This window comes from Hyunsoonleella sp. J2K-J805 (assembly GCF_057167125.1).
Genome location: NZ_CM169901.1, coordinates 1698144 through 1714859 on the forward strand (window position 1 = coordinate 1698144; position 16716 = coordinate 1714859).

Here is a 16716-nt window from a genome sequence, read left to right on the forward strand (position 1 = left end):
AAATTACTTTCTACGACGTTGGTTTCTGTTATCTCTTCCACCACGTCCACCTTTTCCTTTTTGTTTGGATAATCCAACTAAAGGAGAAAGCTCTCTTTTACCATATACTTCACCTTTCATGATCCATACTTTTACACCTAATCTACCGTAGGTAGTATGTGCTTCAACCAAAGCATAGTCAATATCGGCTCTAAAAGTTGATAAAGGAATACGTCCTTCTTTATAATGCTCGCTACGCGCCATTTCAGCACCATTTAAACGACCACTAATTTGGATTTTAATTCCTTCAGCATTCATACGCATTGTAGCAGCAATAGCCATTTTGATTGCACGACGGTAAGAGATACGATTCTCAATTTGTCTCGCAATACTTGATGCTACTAAAAATGCATCTAGTTCAGGTCTTTTAATCTCAAAGATGTTAATCTGAACTTCTTTTCCAGTAATCTTTTTAAGCTCTTCTTTTAGCTTGTCTACCTCTTGACCACCTTTCCCAATAATGATACCAGGGCGAGCAGTAGTGATAGTAACGGTTACAAGCTTAAGAGTTCTTTCAATAATTACTCTACTTACACTAGCTTTAGATAAACGCGCGTGAACGTATTTTCTAATCTTATCGTCTTCGGCAAGTTTATCACCATAATCGTTTCCTCCGTACCAGTTAGATTCCCATCCTCTGATAATTCCTAAGCGATTTCCGATTGGATTTGTCTTTTGTCCCATACTCTATTTAAGCTTGTGTGTTATTGTTAGCACCAACCACTAGTGTTACGTGGTTAGAACGTTTTCTGATTCTGTGTGCACGACCTTGCGGCGCTGGACGCAATCTTTTTAGCATTGATCCGCTATCCACTTTAACCTCCTTAACAAATAATTCAGCTGATTCAACATCTGCATCTTCATTCTTAGCTTGCCAGTTAGCAATAGCTGATAATAACAGCTTCTCTAAACGACCAGAGGCTTCCTTATTGTTAAACTTTAAAATATTAAGTGCTTTGTCTACTTTTTCACCTCTTACTAAATCGGCTACTAAACGCATTTTTCTTGGTGATGTAGGACAGTTATTAAGTTTAGCAAAAGCAACATGTTTTTTTGCTTCCTTAATAGCGTCTGCCATTTGTTTTTTACGACTTCCCATAGCTTACTACTTTTTACCTTTGTTTTTAGCACCTGCATGCCCACGGAATGAACGCGTTGGTGAAAATTCTCCTAACTTATGGCCTACCATGTTTTCAGTTACATAAACTGGTACAAATTGACGGCCATTGTGCACTGCTATTGTTTGTCCAACAAAATCTGGTGTTATCATACTTGCTCTTGACCAAGTTTTAATTACCGTTTTTTTGTTGTTCTCAACGTTTGCAGCAACTTTTCTCTCTAATTTATAATGAACGTAAGGTCCTTTTTTTAATGATCTTGCCATGTCTTATTTCTTTCTACGTTCTACAATATATTTATTACTCGCTTTTGTTTTAGAACGGGTTCTATAACCTTTAGCAGGTATACCATTTCTAGAACGTGGGTGTCCACCTGAAGCACGACCTTCACCACCACCCATCGGGTGATCAACTGGGTTCATCCTAACAGGGTTTGTACGTGGTCTCCTACCTAACCATCTTGTTCTACCTGCTTTACCGCCAACTATTAACTGATGATCTGAGTTAGAAACAACACCAATAGTTGCCATACAAGTTACTAACACTAAACGTGTTTCACCTGAAGGTAACTTTACAGTAGCGAACTTACCATCTCGCGCCATTAACTGTGCAAACGCACCAGCACTGCGCGCCATAACAGCACCTTGACCAGGACGTAACTCTACACAAGAAATGATTGTACCTAACGGAATCTCACTCAATGGCATTGCATTTCCAATTTCAGGAGCAACACTTGAATCACCAGACACTACATTTTGCCCTACTTGTAAACCATTTTGAGCAATAATGTATCTTTTTTCACCATCTTGATAATTCAACAAAGCTATAAAAGCTGTTCTATTTGGATCGTACTCGATAGATTTAACTTCTGCTGGGATTCCAGTTTTGTCTCTCTTAAAATCGATAATACGATACTTCTTTTTATGACCACCACCAATATAGCGCATGGTCATTTTTCCTTGACTGTTTCTACCACCAGACCTTTTTTTCGGAGCTAATAAACTTTTCTCCGGCTTATCAGTAGTTATGGCGTCATACCCATTTACTACTCTAAAACGCTGTCCTGGTGTGATTGGTTTTAATTTTCTTACTGACATTCTAATTACATATTAGCATATAAATCAATCATCTCACCTTCCGCCAGTTGTACAATTGCTTTTTTAACAGCATTTGTTTTACCATGTTGAATACCAGTTTTTGTATACTTGGTACTACGATCTGGACGGACATTTATAGTACGAACTTTTTCAACAGAAACACCATAAGCAGCTTCAACCGCTTTTTTGATTTCTACCTTGTTCGCCTTCGTGTTCACTGCGAACCAATAGCAATTTTTTAACTCGCTATCTGCTGTCGCTTTTTCTGTGATTATAGGTTTAATTAAGATACTCATCTGTTTCTTATTTACTTAAGTTTGTTTCAATTCCTTCTAAGGCACTCTCTAAAAGCACAACTTGGTTTGCATTTAAAATTTTGTAAGTGCTTAATTCTGAATTAGTTATAACTTCAGAACGTTTTAAATTGCGCGATGACAAATATACGTTATTATTTGACCCACCCAACACAAACAATGTTTTTTTGTTTTCAAGCTCTAAAGCCTTTAAAACTGCAGTGAAGTTTTTAGTTTTAGGAGCATCAAAATTGAAGTCTTCCAAAACTGTAATGGCCTTTTCATTTGCTTTGATACTTAAGGCAGATTTACGAGCTAAACGCTTTACGCTTTTGTTTAATTTGAAACCGTAATTTCTTGGTCTTGGACCAAACATACGTCCACCACCTTTAAACACACCACTCTTTATACTACCTGCTCTTGCAGTACCAGTTCCTTTTTGCTTTTTAATCTTACGTGTACTTCCAGAAATCTCAGCGCGTTCTTTCGACTTGTGAGTTCCTTGTCTTTGGTTTGCTAAATATTGTTTAACATCCAAATACACGGCATGATCATTAGGCTCAATAGCAAACACATCTTTAGAAAGGTCTGCCTTTCTACCTGTGTCTTTTCCGTTTATATCTAAAACTGCTACTTTCATTACTTCTGAATTGTTACATAAGCGTTTTTGTGTCCAGGTACACACCCTTTAACAACAAGTAGATTCTTATCAGCAACTACTTTTAAAACTCTTAAATTTTGAACTTTTACTTTATCTCCACCCATTCTTCCGGCCATTTTCATACCTTTAAAAACACGTGCAGGATAAGATGCAGCTCCAATAGAACCTGGCGCTCTTAAACGGTTATGCTGACCGTGAGTAGCTTGACCTACACCACCGAAACCATGACGTTTTACAACACCTTGAAATCCTTTTCCTTTAGACGTACCAGCGATGTCAACAAATTCACCTTCTGCAAAATGTTCTACAGTGATAGCATCTCCTAATTTGTACTCCTCATCAAAACCTTTGAATTCAACAACTTTGCGTTTTACAGAAGTACCCGCTTTTTTAGCATGACCTAAGTCTGCTTTAGTAGCGCTTTTTTCTGTCGCGTCATCGAAACCAAGTTGGACAGCTTTATAACCATCAACTTCCTCAGTTCTGACTTGGGTAACGATACATGGTCCAGCTTCGATTACTGTACAAGGAATATTCTTCCCGTTTTCATCGAAGATGCTGGTCATACCGATTTTTTTTCCAATTAACCCAGACATTTTTATTATTTATTTAATTATTACTATTCTTTTTTTAGACGCGATGAATCGCGTCTCTAAAAAATTCAGGGACAAAATACCTTTCGTCCCTGAAATGTATTTATCCGTTTTTCCCGCGACCGCATCGGTGGGACATTTTAATGGTTATGTACATTGGCATTTCGCGCCATTGTACATACGCGATTAATCGCGTATCTATACCTTTATCTCTACCTCAACACCACTTGGTAATTCAAGCTTCATCAAAGCATCAATGGTTTTTGATGACGAAGAATAGATATCCAATAATCTTTTGTAAGAAGATAATTGAAACTGCTCTCTTGACTTCTTGTTTACGTGTGGAGAACGTAGTACAGTGAAAATTTTCTTGTGCGTTGGTAATGGAATTGGCCCCGTTACTACAGCTCCAGTACTTTTTACTGTTTTTACAATCTTATCAGCAGACTTATCTACTAAATTATGATCGTAAGACTTAAGTTTTATTCTGATTTTTTGACTCATTTTCTTAAATTTTAAGCTTCAACGCCTTTTGCTGCCTTAATTACTTCTTCAGAAATATTTGAAGGAGTTTCAGCATAGTGTGAAAATTCCATTGTTGATGTCGCACGACCTGATGATAATGTTCTTAATGTAGTTACATAACCAAACATTTCTGATAGTGGCACAGTAGCTTTTACAGTTTTCGCACCAGCTCTATCACCCATATCACTTACTTGACCTCTTCTTCTATTTAAATCACCTACAATGTCACCCATGTTTTCTTCAGGTGTAATTACCTCAAGTTTCATAATTGGTTCCATTATAACAGCTTTTGCTGCTTTTGCCGCATTTTTAAATCCAAGCTTCGCAGCCAATTCAAATGATAATTGGTCAGAATCCACATCATGGTATGAACCATCCGTTAATGTTACTTTCATAGCATCAACTTCGTATCCAGCCAACGGTCCATTTACCATTGCCATTTTAAATCCTTTTTCAACAGAAGGAACAAATTCTTTAGGAACGTTACCACCTTTAATTTCAGAAACGAATTCCAAACCTGTTTTCCCCTCTTCAGCAGGCTCTAATGTAAACACAATATCAGCAAATTTACCACGTCCACCAGATTGTTTCTTATAAACTTCTCTGTGCTCTGCACGTTGTGTAATAGCTTCTTTGTACTCTACTTGAGGTTGCCCTTGATTTACTTCAACCTTAAACTCACGCTTCAAACGGTCAACAATAATATCTAAGTGAAGCTCACCCATTCCAGAAATAATAGTCTGTCCTGATGCTTCATCAGTTCTCGCAGTAAATGTTGGATCTTCTTCAGATAATTTAGCCAAAGCCATACCTAATTTATCAACATCTGCCTTGGTTTTAGGCTCAACAGCAATACCGATTACTGGATCAGGGAAATCCATAGATTCCAAAACAATAGGATGTTTTTCATCAGACATAGTATCACCAGTCTTAATGTCTTTAAATCCTACCGCTGCTCCAATATCTCCAGCTTCGATAAAATCGATAGCATTTTGCTTGTTTGAGTGCATTTGGTAAATACGAGAGATACGTTCTTTTTTACCAGAACGGTTGTTCAAAATATAAGAACCAGCATCTAAACGTCCTGAATATGCTCTAAAAAATGCTAAACGACCTACGAAAGGATCTGTAGCAATTTTAAATGCTAAAGCAGAGAAAGGTTCTGAAGCATCTGGTTTACGCACCGCCTCATTTCCAGTTTCTGGATTAGTTCCTACAATATTATCTCTATCTAAAGGAGAAGGCAAATAGCGACAAACAGCATCTAATAAAAACTGTACGCCTTTATTTTTAAAAGCAGAACCACAAATCATCGGAATGATAGCCATATCCATCACAGCAGCTCTAAGCGCAGCATGCACTTCGTCTTCTGTAATAGAATCTTCATCTTCCATGAATTTTTCCAATAAGTTCTCATCATAAGTTGCAACCTCTTCGATTAAAAGTGCGCGGTACTTACGTGCTTCTTCTTTTAAATCTTCTGGAATATCAATTACATCAAAAGTTGCCCCTTGAGTTTCATCATGCCATACAATAGCACGGTTTTTTACTAAATCGATAATACCTTTAAAGTCCGCTTCGTCACCAATGTTTAAAACAATTGGAACCGCGTTAGACTTCAACATATCTTTTACCTGTTGACAAACACCTATAAAGTTAGATCCTTGACGGTCCATTTTATTAACAAAACCGATACGAGGTACTTTATAGTTATCAGCAAGTCTCCAGTTAGTTTCAGATTGTGGTTCAACACCATCCACTGCACTAAATAAGAATACTAAACCATCAAGTACACGTAATGAACGGTTTACTTCAACTGTAAAATCAACGTGACCCGGGGTGTCAATAATATTAAAGTGATATCCTTTAGTTTCAGAAGTTGGCTGCCCATTTTCAATTGGGAATTGCCAAGTACAAGTAGTTGCAGCAGAAGTAATTGTAATACCTCTCTCCTGCTCTTGCTCCATCCAGTCCATTGTTGCAGCACCATCGTGCACTTCACCAATTTTATGAGAAACACCTGTATAATAAAGAATACGCTCTGTAGTAGTAGTTTTTCCTGCATCAATATGCGCAGCAATACCTATATTTCTAGTATATTTTAAATCTCTTGCCATGTCTTAGAATCTAAAGTGAGAGAATGCTTTGTTAGCTTCTGCCATTTTATGTGTATCAACTCTTTTCTTAACTGCCGCACCTTCTTCTTTAGCTGCTGCTAAAATTTCCGAAGCTAAACGTTGCGCCATAGATTTTTCGTTACGCTTTCTAGCATAACCAATTAACCATTTCATGGCAGTTGATATTTTTCTATCTGGACGAATTTGCATTGGAATTTGGAATGTTGCACCACCAACACGACGACTACGTACTTCTACGTGAGGCATCACATTTCCTAAAGCATCTTTCCAAATTTCTAAAGCCGATTTTTCTTCGTCAGTCTTTTTCGCATCTACAATATCAATTGCATCATAGAATACTTTGAACGCCACAGACTTCTTACCGTCCCACATCATGTTATTAACAAAACGTGTTACCAACTGATCGTTAAATCTTGGATCTGGTAAAAGTGGTCTTTTTTTCGCTGCTCTTTTTCTCATGTCTTCTTCTTAAAGTTTAATTACTTCTTAGGGCGTTTAGCACCGTACTTAGATCTACGCTGGGTTCTTCCAGCAACACCTGCTGTATCTAAAGCCCCACGAACAACGTGATATCTAACACCTGGTAAATCTTTTACCCTTCCACCTCTAACCAATACTATCGAGTGCTCTTGTAAATTATGTCCTTCACCGCCAATGTATGCATTTACCTCGTTACCGTTTGTTAAACGAACCCTTGCCACCTTACGCATTGCTGAGTTTGGTTTTTTAGGAGTTGTTGTATAAACACGAGTACATACACCACGTCTTTGCGGACAAGAATCTAAAGCAGCCGATTTACTCTTCTTGGTTATTTTGGCTCTTCCTTTTCTTACTAATTGTGAAATTGTTGGCATATATTTCTATATAAAATTTTATTAACCTCTATTTAGAGGCGTGCAAAGGTAGAAATTAAAATTAATTATTCAAACCCTAAATCATTAATTTTGAAGAGTTTTTGAAATTAAATTTTTAGAGCATATTAAAAGTGTTCTTTTTCCGTTAGATTTACACTTAAATACACAGAAATCAGCGTGCGCAAAACTTCATTTCTTGTCCTTATTATATATACATTTTTTTCTTCTGAAGTATTTGGTCAAAATTTACAGTTGAATATTTATGGCGAAACTGAGGTTGAAACGAAAATAATTGACTCTGTGGGTTATCAAAAAAATCATAAAAATTTCCTTTCGGTTAAATCTGAAGTTGACTCGCTTAGAATGGTCCTTAACAGCAAAGGTTACATTGAAAACAGATTGATTAATCTCAAAAAGAAAAACGATTCTGTTTTTGATGCAAAACTTCATTTAAAACAAAGATTCAACACCGTATATGTATACTATTCAAAAAATGACTTGAACACTTCTCTTTTGAATTCAATTTCAAAAAAAGTAACCGATACCTGTTTCATCATTGATATTTCATCAATTGAAAATAGTCTTAACTTTCTGAATTCTGAAATAGCAAATAGTGGCACTCCTTTCTCAAAGTTGAAACTTTCAAACATTAAGCAGAAAGATAGCATCAACCTAAAAGCAGATTTAGTTGTTAGCTCTAATAAAACAAAAAGAACCATTGATGACATCAAAATAGTTGGGTATGAAAAATTCCCAAAATCCTTTCTGAAACATTATTTGAAATTGAAAACCTCTCAAACTTTTGATTTGTCAGAAATTGAAAAGAAAACTGAACAACTCAACAATCTGCGATTCGCCAACCAAGTAAAAGCACCCGAAGTTTTGTTTCAAGAAGATTCCACATCCTTATATCTTTATGTAGAAAAATCAAAAAGCAACACCTTTGATGGGTTTTTAGGTTTTGGCACCAATGATGAGACCAATAAATTAGAATTTGATGGATTTTTAAATTTAAGATTGATCAACAATTTAAACTATGGTGAAACTTTTAGTTTACTCTATAAAAGTGACGAAATAGACCAAGATACATTTGATGCAAGATTGGAACTACCCTATTTATTCAATTCCCCAATCGGAGTAGACTTAAATTTGAGGATATTTAGAAAAGACAGTTCCTTTACCACCATTGATCAAAAGGCTCGTATCAATTATCAAATAAACACCTTACACAAAGTATCAGCCGGAATTTCCAGTATTGAATCCAACAATCTACGTTCAGAAGCTTCAATTGTGTCCTTGCAAGATTATAACTCTAATTACTTCACAGTGTCGTACGAATATCTCAAACCTCAGTTTTATGACCTTCTATTTCCGATTAAATCAAATTTCTATATCGAAACCAATTTTGGCAACAGAACAGCTTCCAACATTAAAACTGAGCAATCTTTAATCACACTAAAAGCGTTTAACAGTTTTCAACTCAATAGGAAAAACAGTATTTATTTGAATGTTGAAGGTTCAAATCTAATCTCAGACAACTATTTTGAAAATGAACTGCTGCGCTTCGGAGGCATCAACTCCATTAGAGGTTTTGAAGAAAATAGTTTGTTTGCTTCGCTATTCGGAGTTTTGAATACCGAATACAGATACCGATTAAGCAACTCCATATATATACACTCCATTACAGATATTGCCTATTTTGAAGATAAATCTTCCAATCTAAAAGAAAAGCTTTTTGGATTCGGCTTTGGCTTTGGCATTCTTACCAATTCAGGCCTACTAAAATTTAATTATGCTAATGGTAAAAATGAGAATCAGAATTTCAAATTATCGAATTCTAAGATTCATATTAGTTTAGTTGCAAATTTCTAGTAAAATTTTGACATTTTGATAAAATTTAAACCAAACAATCAAATTTTAACCATAAATTATTGTTTAATTAACTTTTTATTATGATTTTTGACATTGACTAATTCAAATAATTAAAAAATGAAAACAAAGTTTAGTGGATTTTTAACGCTACTACTAGCGTTTGTTGTGCATATTTCTTTTGCACAAGAAAAGACAGTTACTGGTGTGGTTAATGATCAAAATGGATTACCATTACCAGGCACAACTGTCTTAGTAAAAGGTACAACCAATGGAACCTCTACCGATTTTGACGGCAAATACTCAATTAAAGCGAATCAAGGAGCTACGCTTGTGTTTAGCTTTGTTGGCTACGCAACTCAAGAGGCTAAAGTTGGTTCATCAAACACTGTTAGTGTTACTTTATCGGAGGATGCCTCGGCACTTGAAGAAGTACTAATTGTGGGTTATGGTACCACTACAAAAAAATCATTTACAGGTACTGCCGCGGTGGTAGACATCGGCGAAATTGAAGATAAGGTAGTATCAAACGTAACACAAGCATTACGAGGTGAAGTAGCGGGTGTAAACGTGATACAAAGAAGCGGACAACCTGGAGCTGCTGCTGAAGTAAGGATTAGAGGTTTTGGTTCTATTAATGGTAATTCTCTTCCATTGTATATTGTAGACGGTGCTCCACTTTCTGGCACAAATGTTTTACAATCTATCAATCCTTCAGACATAGAATCTATGGTGGTTTTAAAAGATGCCGCGGCAACATCAATTTATGGTTCTAGAGGTGCGAATGGTGTAATATTAATTACAACCAAACAAGGAAAGAATGGACAAGCTAGAATTTCTATTGAGGCTACTACAAGTATCCAATCATTATTTTTACCTGAATACGATGTTGTAAACTCACCAGAAGAATATGTTGAGTTGTCTTATCAGGCACTTAGGAATAATGCTATTTTAAATAATGCGGCTAATCCAGATGATTTTGCAAGTAATAATCTCTATGGAACAGCTGCTGGTATAAACGAACTTTACAATATCTGGAATGTTCCTGGTAACCAATTGATAAATCAATCTACTGGTAGATTTAACTCTAATGTACAAAGACGTTTTACTCCAACACTTTGGAGAGATGCTGCTTTACAAGATGGTTTTAGAAATGAAATTAACCTTCAAGCATCGGGAGGAAACGAGAAAACCAAATACTCGGCATCTTTTGGATATGTTGACCAAACTGGTATTGGTGTAAATTCAGAATTCACACGATATACAACACGATTAAAATTAGATCATAAAGTTAAAGAATGGCTGACCATTGGAGGAAATATGGCATGGAGTGGTGCTCGAAGTAACTTTTCAGGTAATGCAGGAGACACAGGAAGTTCTGCAAACCCTTTTGCATTACTTTACACTACGCCAGCAATCTATGATGTATTTTTAAGAGATTTAAATGGTAATTTAGTGCCTGACCCAATTTTTGGTGGTTCTCAGTTCGATTATGGTGATGTAACAGGTAGACGTGCTTGGAACGCTACTAATGGTGTGGCCGTAGCTACTTATGACCTAGACCAAACGGATATTACGACATTATTAGGTAATTTTAATATTGATATAAATATTACCGATTACCTAACGTTTGAAACACGATATAGTGGTCAGTTTGATCAAAGATTGAACGCTAATAGAAATAACCCCTTCTACGGTGGAGCATCCAATGCTGGTGGTAGTTTATTTTTAGATGATGATCTATTTACTAATCAAAACTTTTTAACGCTTTTACGTTTTAAAAACACCTATGGAAAACATAATGTTGAACTATTTGCAGCGCATGAAACTACTGATAATAGGTTCAGAACTATCAGTGGTGCTGCGGAGAGGGCTATATTACCAAATACTATTGACTTAAATCAATATACAACACCTTTAGGACGTGCTGAAAGCTTTAGAACCGGTTGGACTTTAGATAGTTATTTCTCAGGGTTAAACTATAGTTTTGATGACAAGTACTATGTGACAGCTTCATTAAGACGTGATGGCTCATCTAGATTTTTAAATGACAAATGGGGAACATTTGGATCTGTAGGTTTAGGTTGGGTTATTTCAAGCGAAAACTTCTTATCTAATTCATCTTTCTTAGATTTTTTAAAGCTTAAAGGTAGTTACGGTGTTATAGGTGATGTAGGTACTGGGTTATTGAATGGTTTTCAACTCTTTTCAATAAACCAAACACCAGATGGTAGTTATTCCTTTACTCAGAGTATAACTCAAGCTAATCCTGACTTAACTTGGGAAACTTCTAATATCCTACAATTTGGTTTTGAAAGCACCTTTTGGCAAGGTAGAATTGGTTTAGATGTTGATTACTATGACAAACGGACTACTAACCTTTTCTTTGATGAAAACTTGGCACCATCTAGTGGTTTCTCTAATATAAGATACAACAGTGGTGAGCTAGAGAATAGTGGTTTAGAATTTACACTTAACGCAAAAATTATAGATCAAGAAGATTTAAGGTTTTCGCTTACTCTAAATGGTGAAACATTTAAAAATAGGATTACTGAAATGCCTACGCCTTTATCATCTGACACACCATTAATTTTTGATGATGCTGATAATTTAGCTGCAGGAAAATCTCAATGGGATTGGTTTATGCGCGAATATGCTGGAGTAAACCCTGCAAACGGTGAAGCACTTTGGTACCAATATTATGATGATGTAAATAATAATGGTGTTTTAGATACAGGTGATATAACAAATGCCGAGGGCTTTGAATTTGATGAAGATAATGATGGTACTAATGATAATACTACATCTACATTATTTGAATACCGCCAACTTAATCCTAATGCTAATATTCAAAGAACAACAACAAATACATACTCCGACGCGACTCAAGTATTTGTTGGCAAATCTGCTATACCTGACGTGAGAGGTGGTTTTAGACTGAACTTAGGTATTAAAAACTTTGATTTCTCTGCTCAATTTAGTTATAGTATTGGTGGTTACGTGTACGATGCAGGTTATGCTGTCCTTATGGATAATAATCTTATAGGAGCTGATAACTTTCATACTGATATTAGAAATGCATGGTCTCAACCTGGTGATATCACCACTGTTCCTAGACTATCAGCAAATTTCAACCAAGATGGATTGCAAAATGCATTCTCAACGCGTTTTCTAACTAGAGCAGATTTCCTTGCGCTTAACAACGTTAACATGACATATAGAGTACCAAAGACTGCTTTAGACAGAATTGGTCTAGAAAGTATGAGTTTATTTATATCTGGAGACAATTTAATGATGCAAAGTAGAAGAAATGGATTAAACCCATCTACAGCTATTGCAACTACCAACTCTGGAATATTTTTACCAGCCACAACATTCAGTTTAGGTACTAAAATTCAATTTTAATAAGAAATACTATGAGAAAATTAATTTATTTAACGTCACTAGCACTAATCATGTTTGGTTGTAGCAGTGAGTTTTTAGAACCTGTTAGAAGTACGGCAGTAATAACAGATGTAGATTTTGCCGAAAATGTAGAAACTAACCCTGAGTTAGTTGAAGGTACATTAGAAGGAATTGCTGGTTTAATAATCGAACCTTTTGGTACCTTGGGTACTGATGCCAATAGACATTATGATATTGGACAAAAAGGAATAGATATCTTTACAGATATTGTATCCGGAGACACCTCGCTATCTGCCAGTGCATTTGGATGGTATAACGCTACTGCCAATATGTTGGTTACAACAGATTTTACAAGACAAGAAAATCAGCTTGTATGGAACTTTTATTATAGAATAATCAATATTGCCAATACTGTAATTTTGGGTTCTGGTGGTAATGACCCCCAAACAGATGATGCTAATGTGTTAAGAATAAATGCTCAAGCTAAAGCTTACAGAGCCTATGCTTATTTTTACCTTACGCAACTGTACCAACCGAGTTATGATCCTACACAACCTATACTTCCTTTATATAGTGTAGACGTTAATGAAAACGGTAAAGTTGCAGCATCTGAAATCTATGATCTAATGATCAGTGATTTAACATTTGCTATACGTAATTTAGAAGGTTTTTCTAGAACTCAAATTAGTACTGTAGATCAATCTGTAGCAGAAGGATTATTGGCTTATGTATATGCGGCTATGGGCGATTATACGAATGCCAAAATTTATGCAGATGCTGTTATTGCAAAATATCCATTAACTACGGCAGAGCAATTAGTTTTCCCTGGTCCTGGTTCAGGTTTCAACAGTGCAACAACTCCATCCTGGGTATGGGGATTTGATATCACTGCTGATCTTGGTCATCAATTAATAAACTGGTGGGGGCAAATGGACTTCTTCACTTATAGTTACGCGTGGGCTGGTGATACAAAATCTATAGATGATGCATTGTATAGTCAAATACCTTCTACAGATATAAGAGCTAATCAATTTGGAGATGGCGCTGCTCAACTTCAACCTGTAAACAAGTTTTTCGATCCAAACAGAGTAGCTGGTGGACAATTTGCGATTACTACAGATTACATCTTCATGAGAGTAGAAGAGTTTTATCTGCTAAGTGCTGAGGCATCTGCTAATCTTGGAGACGATACTAGTGCTAAAAACCTTTTAACCGATTTATTAGAGATTAGGCTTGAAGGAGGAAGAACTGAAGCAACTGCTTACTTAAATGCCTTCTCTGGTCAAAGCTTGATAGATGAAATTTATTTACAAACTCGTATTGAACTTTGGGGTGAAGGAAAGAGTTATTTGGCAATGAAACGTAACAAAGCAACCGTTACACGCGGTACTAATCACGTATTTAGAGCTGGAGAATCTTTTGCCTATGACGATGATGAAATTTCTTTCCAAATTCCAGAGACAGAAATTATCAATAATCCTAATATCTCAACACAAAATCAATAAAAATTATGAAATTTTATAAATATATATTAATTCTTGTATGCTTTGCGTCCTTTTTTGGATGTGAGGACGAATTAAGTACCGACTTGAACAATTTCGTAGCTTTCGAAATTAATCCAATAGATGTACTTGTAGCTCCCAATGGTACGACGGAAGTAGAAATAAAGGCTTATGCTTCAGAAATTAGTAACAGCGATAGGACATATAATATTTTTGTATCAACTAACGGAACTAATTTATTGGCACCTTTCAACGTACCAAGTTCAATAACTATACCAGCGAATTCTAACGAAGGGAGTATTACCATTTCAATAACTGACAATAATAACTTAGGTTTTGTATCACAGAATTTAGTTATAGATTTTGAAGACGTTTCTGGTGTTAGTAATGGTGGACCTATTGCATTAAGTGTTACCGAAGAATGTTTAGATACTATAGTAGATTTTTTATTATTTACTGATGATTGGCCAGATGAAACCACTTGGGAGTTATATGATTTGTCTGGTGGTAATCAAGTTCTATTAAATTCAGGTGGCCCATTTGCAAATCCAGCCGATGACTTTACAACTATTACAACTCAGTTTTGTCTATCTACAGGAGATTATGGCATAGTAGTTTATGACTCATGGGGCGATGGTATTACTAGTGATGGCTTTGAAGTTCGTGCTAATGGCGAGGTAATAGCCTCAAGCATTGTTCCTGGCGGAAGCGCTGGTGTAGCTGGTACTTTTGGCGTAGCAACATTTTCAATAGACTAAATACGCACAATTTTTATAAACTAAAAAACCGTCTCACGCAGACGGTTTTTTTCTCAATAGATATTACATGATTAAACCCTAGATTAAAAAAAAAAAGAAAAAGAAAGATTAAAATTTTACATGAAAACGAAATACTTTATCCTAGCGTATATTATACTCCCTACTTTAATTTGCGCTCAAGAAACAGTTGGGTTAATTTATATCGATTTAGATGCCTCAGTATCTAGTGGCTATACGCTATTCAACCCACTTACCGATGAAAGAGTCTTTTTAATAAACAACTGTGGAGAAGTTGTTAACGAATGGACTTTTGATGGTACCAGCGTAAATAGTTACCTTCTTGAAAATGGTAACTTACTACAAAGCAATAGATTTAGATCTGAACTCAGAGATTGGAATAATAATCTATTATGGAGTATCGATCACAGAGAAGTATTAGGTGCCACTACTCATCATGATATTACACCGTTGCCTAATGGAAACTACTTATTGCTTATAAGGGATTTCTATACAAGAGACGAAATTATAGCCCAGGGTAAGGATACTTCTTTTCCCGAGGACGCAAGTATTGCCTTAGAAAAGGTTATTGAAATTGAACCAATGGGTTCTAACGCTGCTCGCGTGGTCTGGGAGTGGAAGTTTTTTGATCATATCGTACAAGATTTTGATAATACCAAACCTAACTTCGGCGTTGTGTCTGAAAACCCACAATTGTTAGATATCAATTATGAGTCTTCCGACCCGCTAAATTTCATACATTTAAATTCTATAGACTATAATCCATCTTTAGACCAGATAGTTATTTCATCTAGGAATCTTAACGAAATTTTTATTATTGACCACAGTACAACAACTGCGCAAGCCGCTAGTAGTTCAGGGGGCATATACGGAAAAGGAGGCGATTTTTTATGGCGTTGGGGAAATCCTATGACCTATGATAATGGCACCATATCAGATAGAAAATTAGGAAGACAACACGATCCTAGATGGATTAAAAGTGGCCCAAATACTGGAAAAATATCAGTATTTAATAATGATGGATATGGCTCTGATACGACTTCATCATCTGTTCATATTATCGAACCTAACTTTTCCAACGGTATGTATAATACGCACGAAGGGTCATTTTTACCAGAAGACTATTTTTGGTCTTGGGATGGTAATATTATGGGTACACCAATGTTTGCTGGGAATAGATCTGGTACACAAATAACTGACAATGGCAACGCGCTTATTATAGAAACTACTAAAGGAAGGCTTTCTGAAGTTACTATAGATGGTGATGTTATCTGGGTATATGAAATTCCTGTTGCTAACGGAACAAATTATAACCAATTTGATACTCCAAATGATGATAATGTTACATTCAAAGCACATAAATATTCAGAGAATTATCCAGCTTTTGATAACGTAACCTTTAATAATACTGGTATTATTGAAAACACAAATTCAATCTCTGCATCATGTGTCACTGCGCTCTCCACAATTAATTTTGAGACTGACATATCATTTTTTCCTAATCCGGCAAAAAATGAACTGAACATAAGCACTTCAACCTCTATTGATAAAATAGAAGTATTTAATATAAATGGAAGCAAGCTACTTGAATTTCAAAAAAGAAAAACTCTGAACATAAGTTTACTTAAACCTGACTTATACTTTTGCAAGGTTACATCAAATAACATAATTTATTCTTTTAAATTCATAAAAGAATGATATCTTAGATAAAAAAACATGAAAATGAAATATATTTATTATTCACTATTTCTTATATTTTTTTCCAGTTACGCTCAAGCACAAAATTTGAGTCATCTTTCGGAAGAAAAGAAAATTTTACTCGAAGAACTACAACAAAAGAATGACC

General features: G+C 35.6%; 16 protein-coding genes. 5 read left to right on the forward strand and 11 right to left on the reverse strand.

The window, feature by feature from the left end; translation table 11 throughout:
• Positions 1 to 3: 3 nt before the first annotated feature.
• The 11 genes from rpsC to rpsL all read right to left on the reverse strand — a co-directional run bounded on the left by rpsC (position 4) and on the right by rpsL (position 7318).
• Positions 4 to 723 (reverse strand): 30S ribosomal protein S3, encoded by a 720-nt coding sequence (gene rpsC / locus AC1B0Z_RS07465; protein WP_130965047.1) that lies wholly within the window; start codon positions 721 to 723, stop codon positions 4 to 6.
• A gap of 7 nt (positions 724 to 730) precedes the next feature.
• Positions 731 to 1138 (reverse strand): 50S ribosomal protein L22, encoded by a 408-nt coding sequence (gene rplV, locus AC1B0Z_RS07470; protein WP_483794983.1) that lies wholly within the window; start codon positions 1136 to 1138, stop codon positions 731 to 733.
• A gap of 6 nt (positions 1139 to 1144) precedes the next feature.
• On the reverse strand, positions 1145 to 1423 hold the full coding sequence (gene rpsS / locus AC1B0Z_RS07475) for a 30S ribosomal protein S19 (RefSeq protein WP_042245192.1): 279 nt from the start codon (positions 1421 to 1423) through the stop codon (positions 1145 to 1147).
• A 3-nt stretch (positions 1424 to 1426) separates the two neighbouring features.
• A complete protein-coding gene (gene rplB / locus AC1B0Z_RS07480; RefSeq protein ID WP_483794984.1) occupies positions 1427 to 2254 on the reverse strand; it encodes a 50S ribosomal protein L2 in 828 nt (275 codons plus the stop codon).
• Positions 2255 to 2259: 5 nt separating this feature from the next.
• The gene (rplW, locus tag AC1B0Z_RS07485) at positions 2260 to 2550 is read right to left on the reverse strand and encodes a 50S ribosomal protein L23 (protein WP_092579375.1); all 291 of its coding nucleotides are present in this window, start codon (positions 2548 to 2550) and stop codon (positions 2260 to 2262) included.
• Positions 2551 to 2557: 7 nt separating this feature from the next.
• Positions 2558 to 3187 (reverse strand): 50S ribosomal protein L4, encoded by a 630-nt coding sequence (gene rplD, locus AC1B0Z_RS07490; protein ID WP_483794985.1) that lies wholly within the window; start codon positions 3185 to 3187, stop codon positions 2558 to 2560.
• On the reverse strand, positions 3187 to 3804 hold the full coding sequence (rplC, locus tag AC1B0Z_RS07495; RefSeq protein ID WP_483794986.1) for a 50S ribosomal protein L3: 618 nt from the start codon (positions 3802 to 3804) through the stop codon (positions 3187 to 3189). Before rplC ends, rplD begins: the two co-directional genes overlap by 1 nt.
• A gap of 195 nt (positions 3805 to 3999) precedes the next feature.
• Positions 4000 to 4305 (reverse strand): 30S ribosomal protein S10, encoded by a 306-nt coding sequence (gene rpsJ, locus AC1B0Z_RS07500; protein ID WP_007650482.1) that lies wholly within the window; start codon positions 4303 to 4305, stop codon positions 4000 to 4002.
• Positions 4306 to 4316: 11 nt separating this feature from the next.
• Complete coding sequence (gene fusA / locus AC1B0Z_RS07505) at positions 4317 to 6443, reverse strand: elongation factor G (protein WP_483794987.1); 2127 nt, start codon at positions 6441 to 6443, stop codon at positions 4317 to 4319.
• 3 nt (positions 6444 to 6446) lie between these two features.
• Positions 6447 to 6923, reverse strand: a complete 477-nt coding sequence (rpsG, locus tag AC1B0Z_RS07510; protein ID WP_483794988.1) for a 30S ribosomal protein S7 — start codon at positions 6921 to 6923, stop codon at positions 6447 to 6449.
• A gap of 20 nt (positions 6924 to 6943) precedes the next feature.
• A complete protein-coding gene (gene rpsL / locus AC1B0Z_RS07515) occupies positions 6944 to 7318 on the reverse strand; it encodes a 30S ribosomal protein S12 (protein ID WP_042245171.1) in 375 nt (124 codons plus the stop codon).
• A 177-nt stretch (positions 7319 to 7495) separates the two neighbouring features.
• Between rpsL and AC1B0Z_RS07520 the strand changes: the two genes are divergently transcribed.
• The 5 genes from AC1B0Z_RS07520 (at position 7496) to AC1B0Z_RS07540 (ending at position 16568) form a co-directional block, all read left to right on the forward strand.
• Complete coding sequence (locus AC1B0Z_RS07520) at positions 7496 to 9190, forward strand: POTRA domain-containing protein (RefSeq protein ID WP_483794989.1); 1695 nt, start codon at positions 7496 to 7498, stop codon at positions 9188 to 9190.
• A 117-nt stretch (positions 9191 to 9307) separates the two neighbouring features.
• Positions 9308 to 12592, forward strand: coding sequence for a SusC/RagA family TonB-linked outer membrane protein (locus tag AC1B0Z_RS07525; protein WP_483794990.1), 3285 nt, complete (start codon positions 9308 to 9310; stop codon positions 12590 to 12592).
• An 11-nt stretch (positions 12593 to 12603) separates the two neighbouring features.
• Entirely contained in the window at positions 12604 to 14097 is a 1494-nt protein-coding gene (locus AC1B0Z_RS07530) for a RagB/SusD family nutrient uptake outer membrane protein (RefSeq protein WP_483794991.1), read from the forward strand.
• A 5-nt stretch (positions 14098 to 14102) separates the two neighbouring features.
• Positions 14103 to 14852, forward strand: coding sequence for a hypothetical protein (locus AC1B0Z_RS07535; protein ID WP_483794992.1), 750 nt, complete (start codon positions 14103 to 14105; stop codon positions 14850 to 14852).
• A gap of 120 nt (positions 14853 to 14972) precedes the next feature.
• Positions 14973 to 16568: an aryl-sulfate sulfotransferase gene (locus tag AC1B0Z_RS07540; RefSeq protein ID WP_483794993.1), complete on the forward strand. Its 1596-nt coding sequence runs from the start codon at positions 14973 to 14975 to the stop codon at positions 16566 to 16568.
• Positions 16569 to 16716 lie beyond the last annotated feature (148 nt).

Bases quoted from the DNA above. Each gene is read 5' to 3' on its own strand.
- rpsC (WP_130965047.1), bottom strand. From the start codon at position 723: ATGGGACAAAAGACAAATCCAATCGGAAATCGCTTAGGAATTATCAGA.
- rplV (WP_483794983.1), bottom strand. From the start codon at position 1,138: ATGGGAAGTCGTAAAAAACAAATGGCAGACGCTATTAAGGAAGCAAAA.
- rpsS (WP_042245192.1), bottom strand. From the start codon at position 1,423: ATGGCAAGATCATTAAAAAAAGGACCTTACGTTCATTATAAATTAGAG.
- rplB (WP_483794984.1), bottom strand. From the start codon at position 2,254: ATGTCAGTAAGAAAATTAAAACCAATCACACCAGGACAGCGTTTTAGA.
- rplW (WP_092579375.1), bottom strand. From the start codon at position 2,550: ATGAGTATCTTAATTAAACCTATAATCACAGAAAAAGCGACAGCAGAT.
- rplD (WP_483794985.1), bottom strand. From the start codon at position 3,187: ATGAAAGTAGCAGTTTTAGATATAAACGGAAAAGACACAGGTAGAAAG.
- rplC (WP_483794986.1), bottom strand. From the start codon at position 3,804: ATGTCTGGGTTAATTGGAAAAAAAATCGGTATGACCAGCATCTTCGAT.
- rpsJ (WP_007650482.1), bottom strand. From the start codon at position 4,305: ATGAGTCAAAAAATCAGAATAAAACTTAAGTCTTACGATCATAATTTA.
- fusA (WP_483794987.1), bottom strand. From the start codon at position 6,443: ATGGCAAGAGATTTAAAATATACTAGAAATATAGGTATTGCTGCGCAT.
- rpsG (WP_483794988.1), bottom strand. From the start codon at position 6,923: ATGAGAAAAAGAGCAGCGAAAAAAAGACCACTTTTACCAGATCCAAGA.
- rpsL (WP_042245171.1), bottom strand. From the start codon at position 7,318: ATGCCAACAATTTCACAATTAGTAAGAAAAGGAAGAGCCAAAATAACC.
- AC1B0Z_RS07525 (WP_483794990.1), top strand. From the start codon at position 9,308: ATGAAAACAAAGTTTAGTGGATTTTTAACGCTACTACTAGCGTTTGTT.
- AC1B0Z_RS07530 (WP_483794991.1), top strand. From the start codon at position 12,604: ATGAGAAAATTAATTTATTTAACGTCACTAGCACTAATCATGTTTGGT.
- AC1B0Z_RS07535 (WP_483794992.1), top strand. From the start codon at position 14,103: ATGAAATTTTATAAATATATATTAATTCTTGTATGCTTTGCGTCCTTT.
- AC1B0Z_RS07540 (WP_483794993.1), top strand. From the start codon at position 14,973: ATGAAAACGAAATACTTTATCCTAGCGTATATTATACTCCCTACTTTA.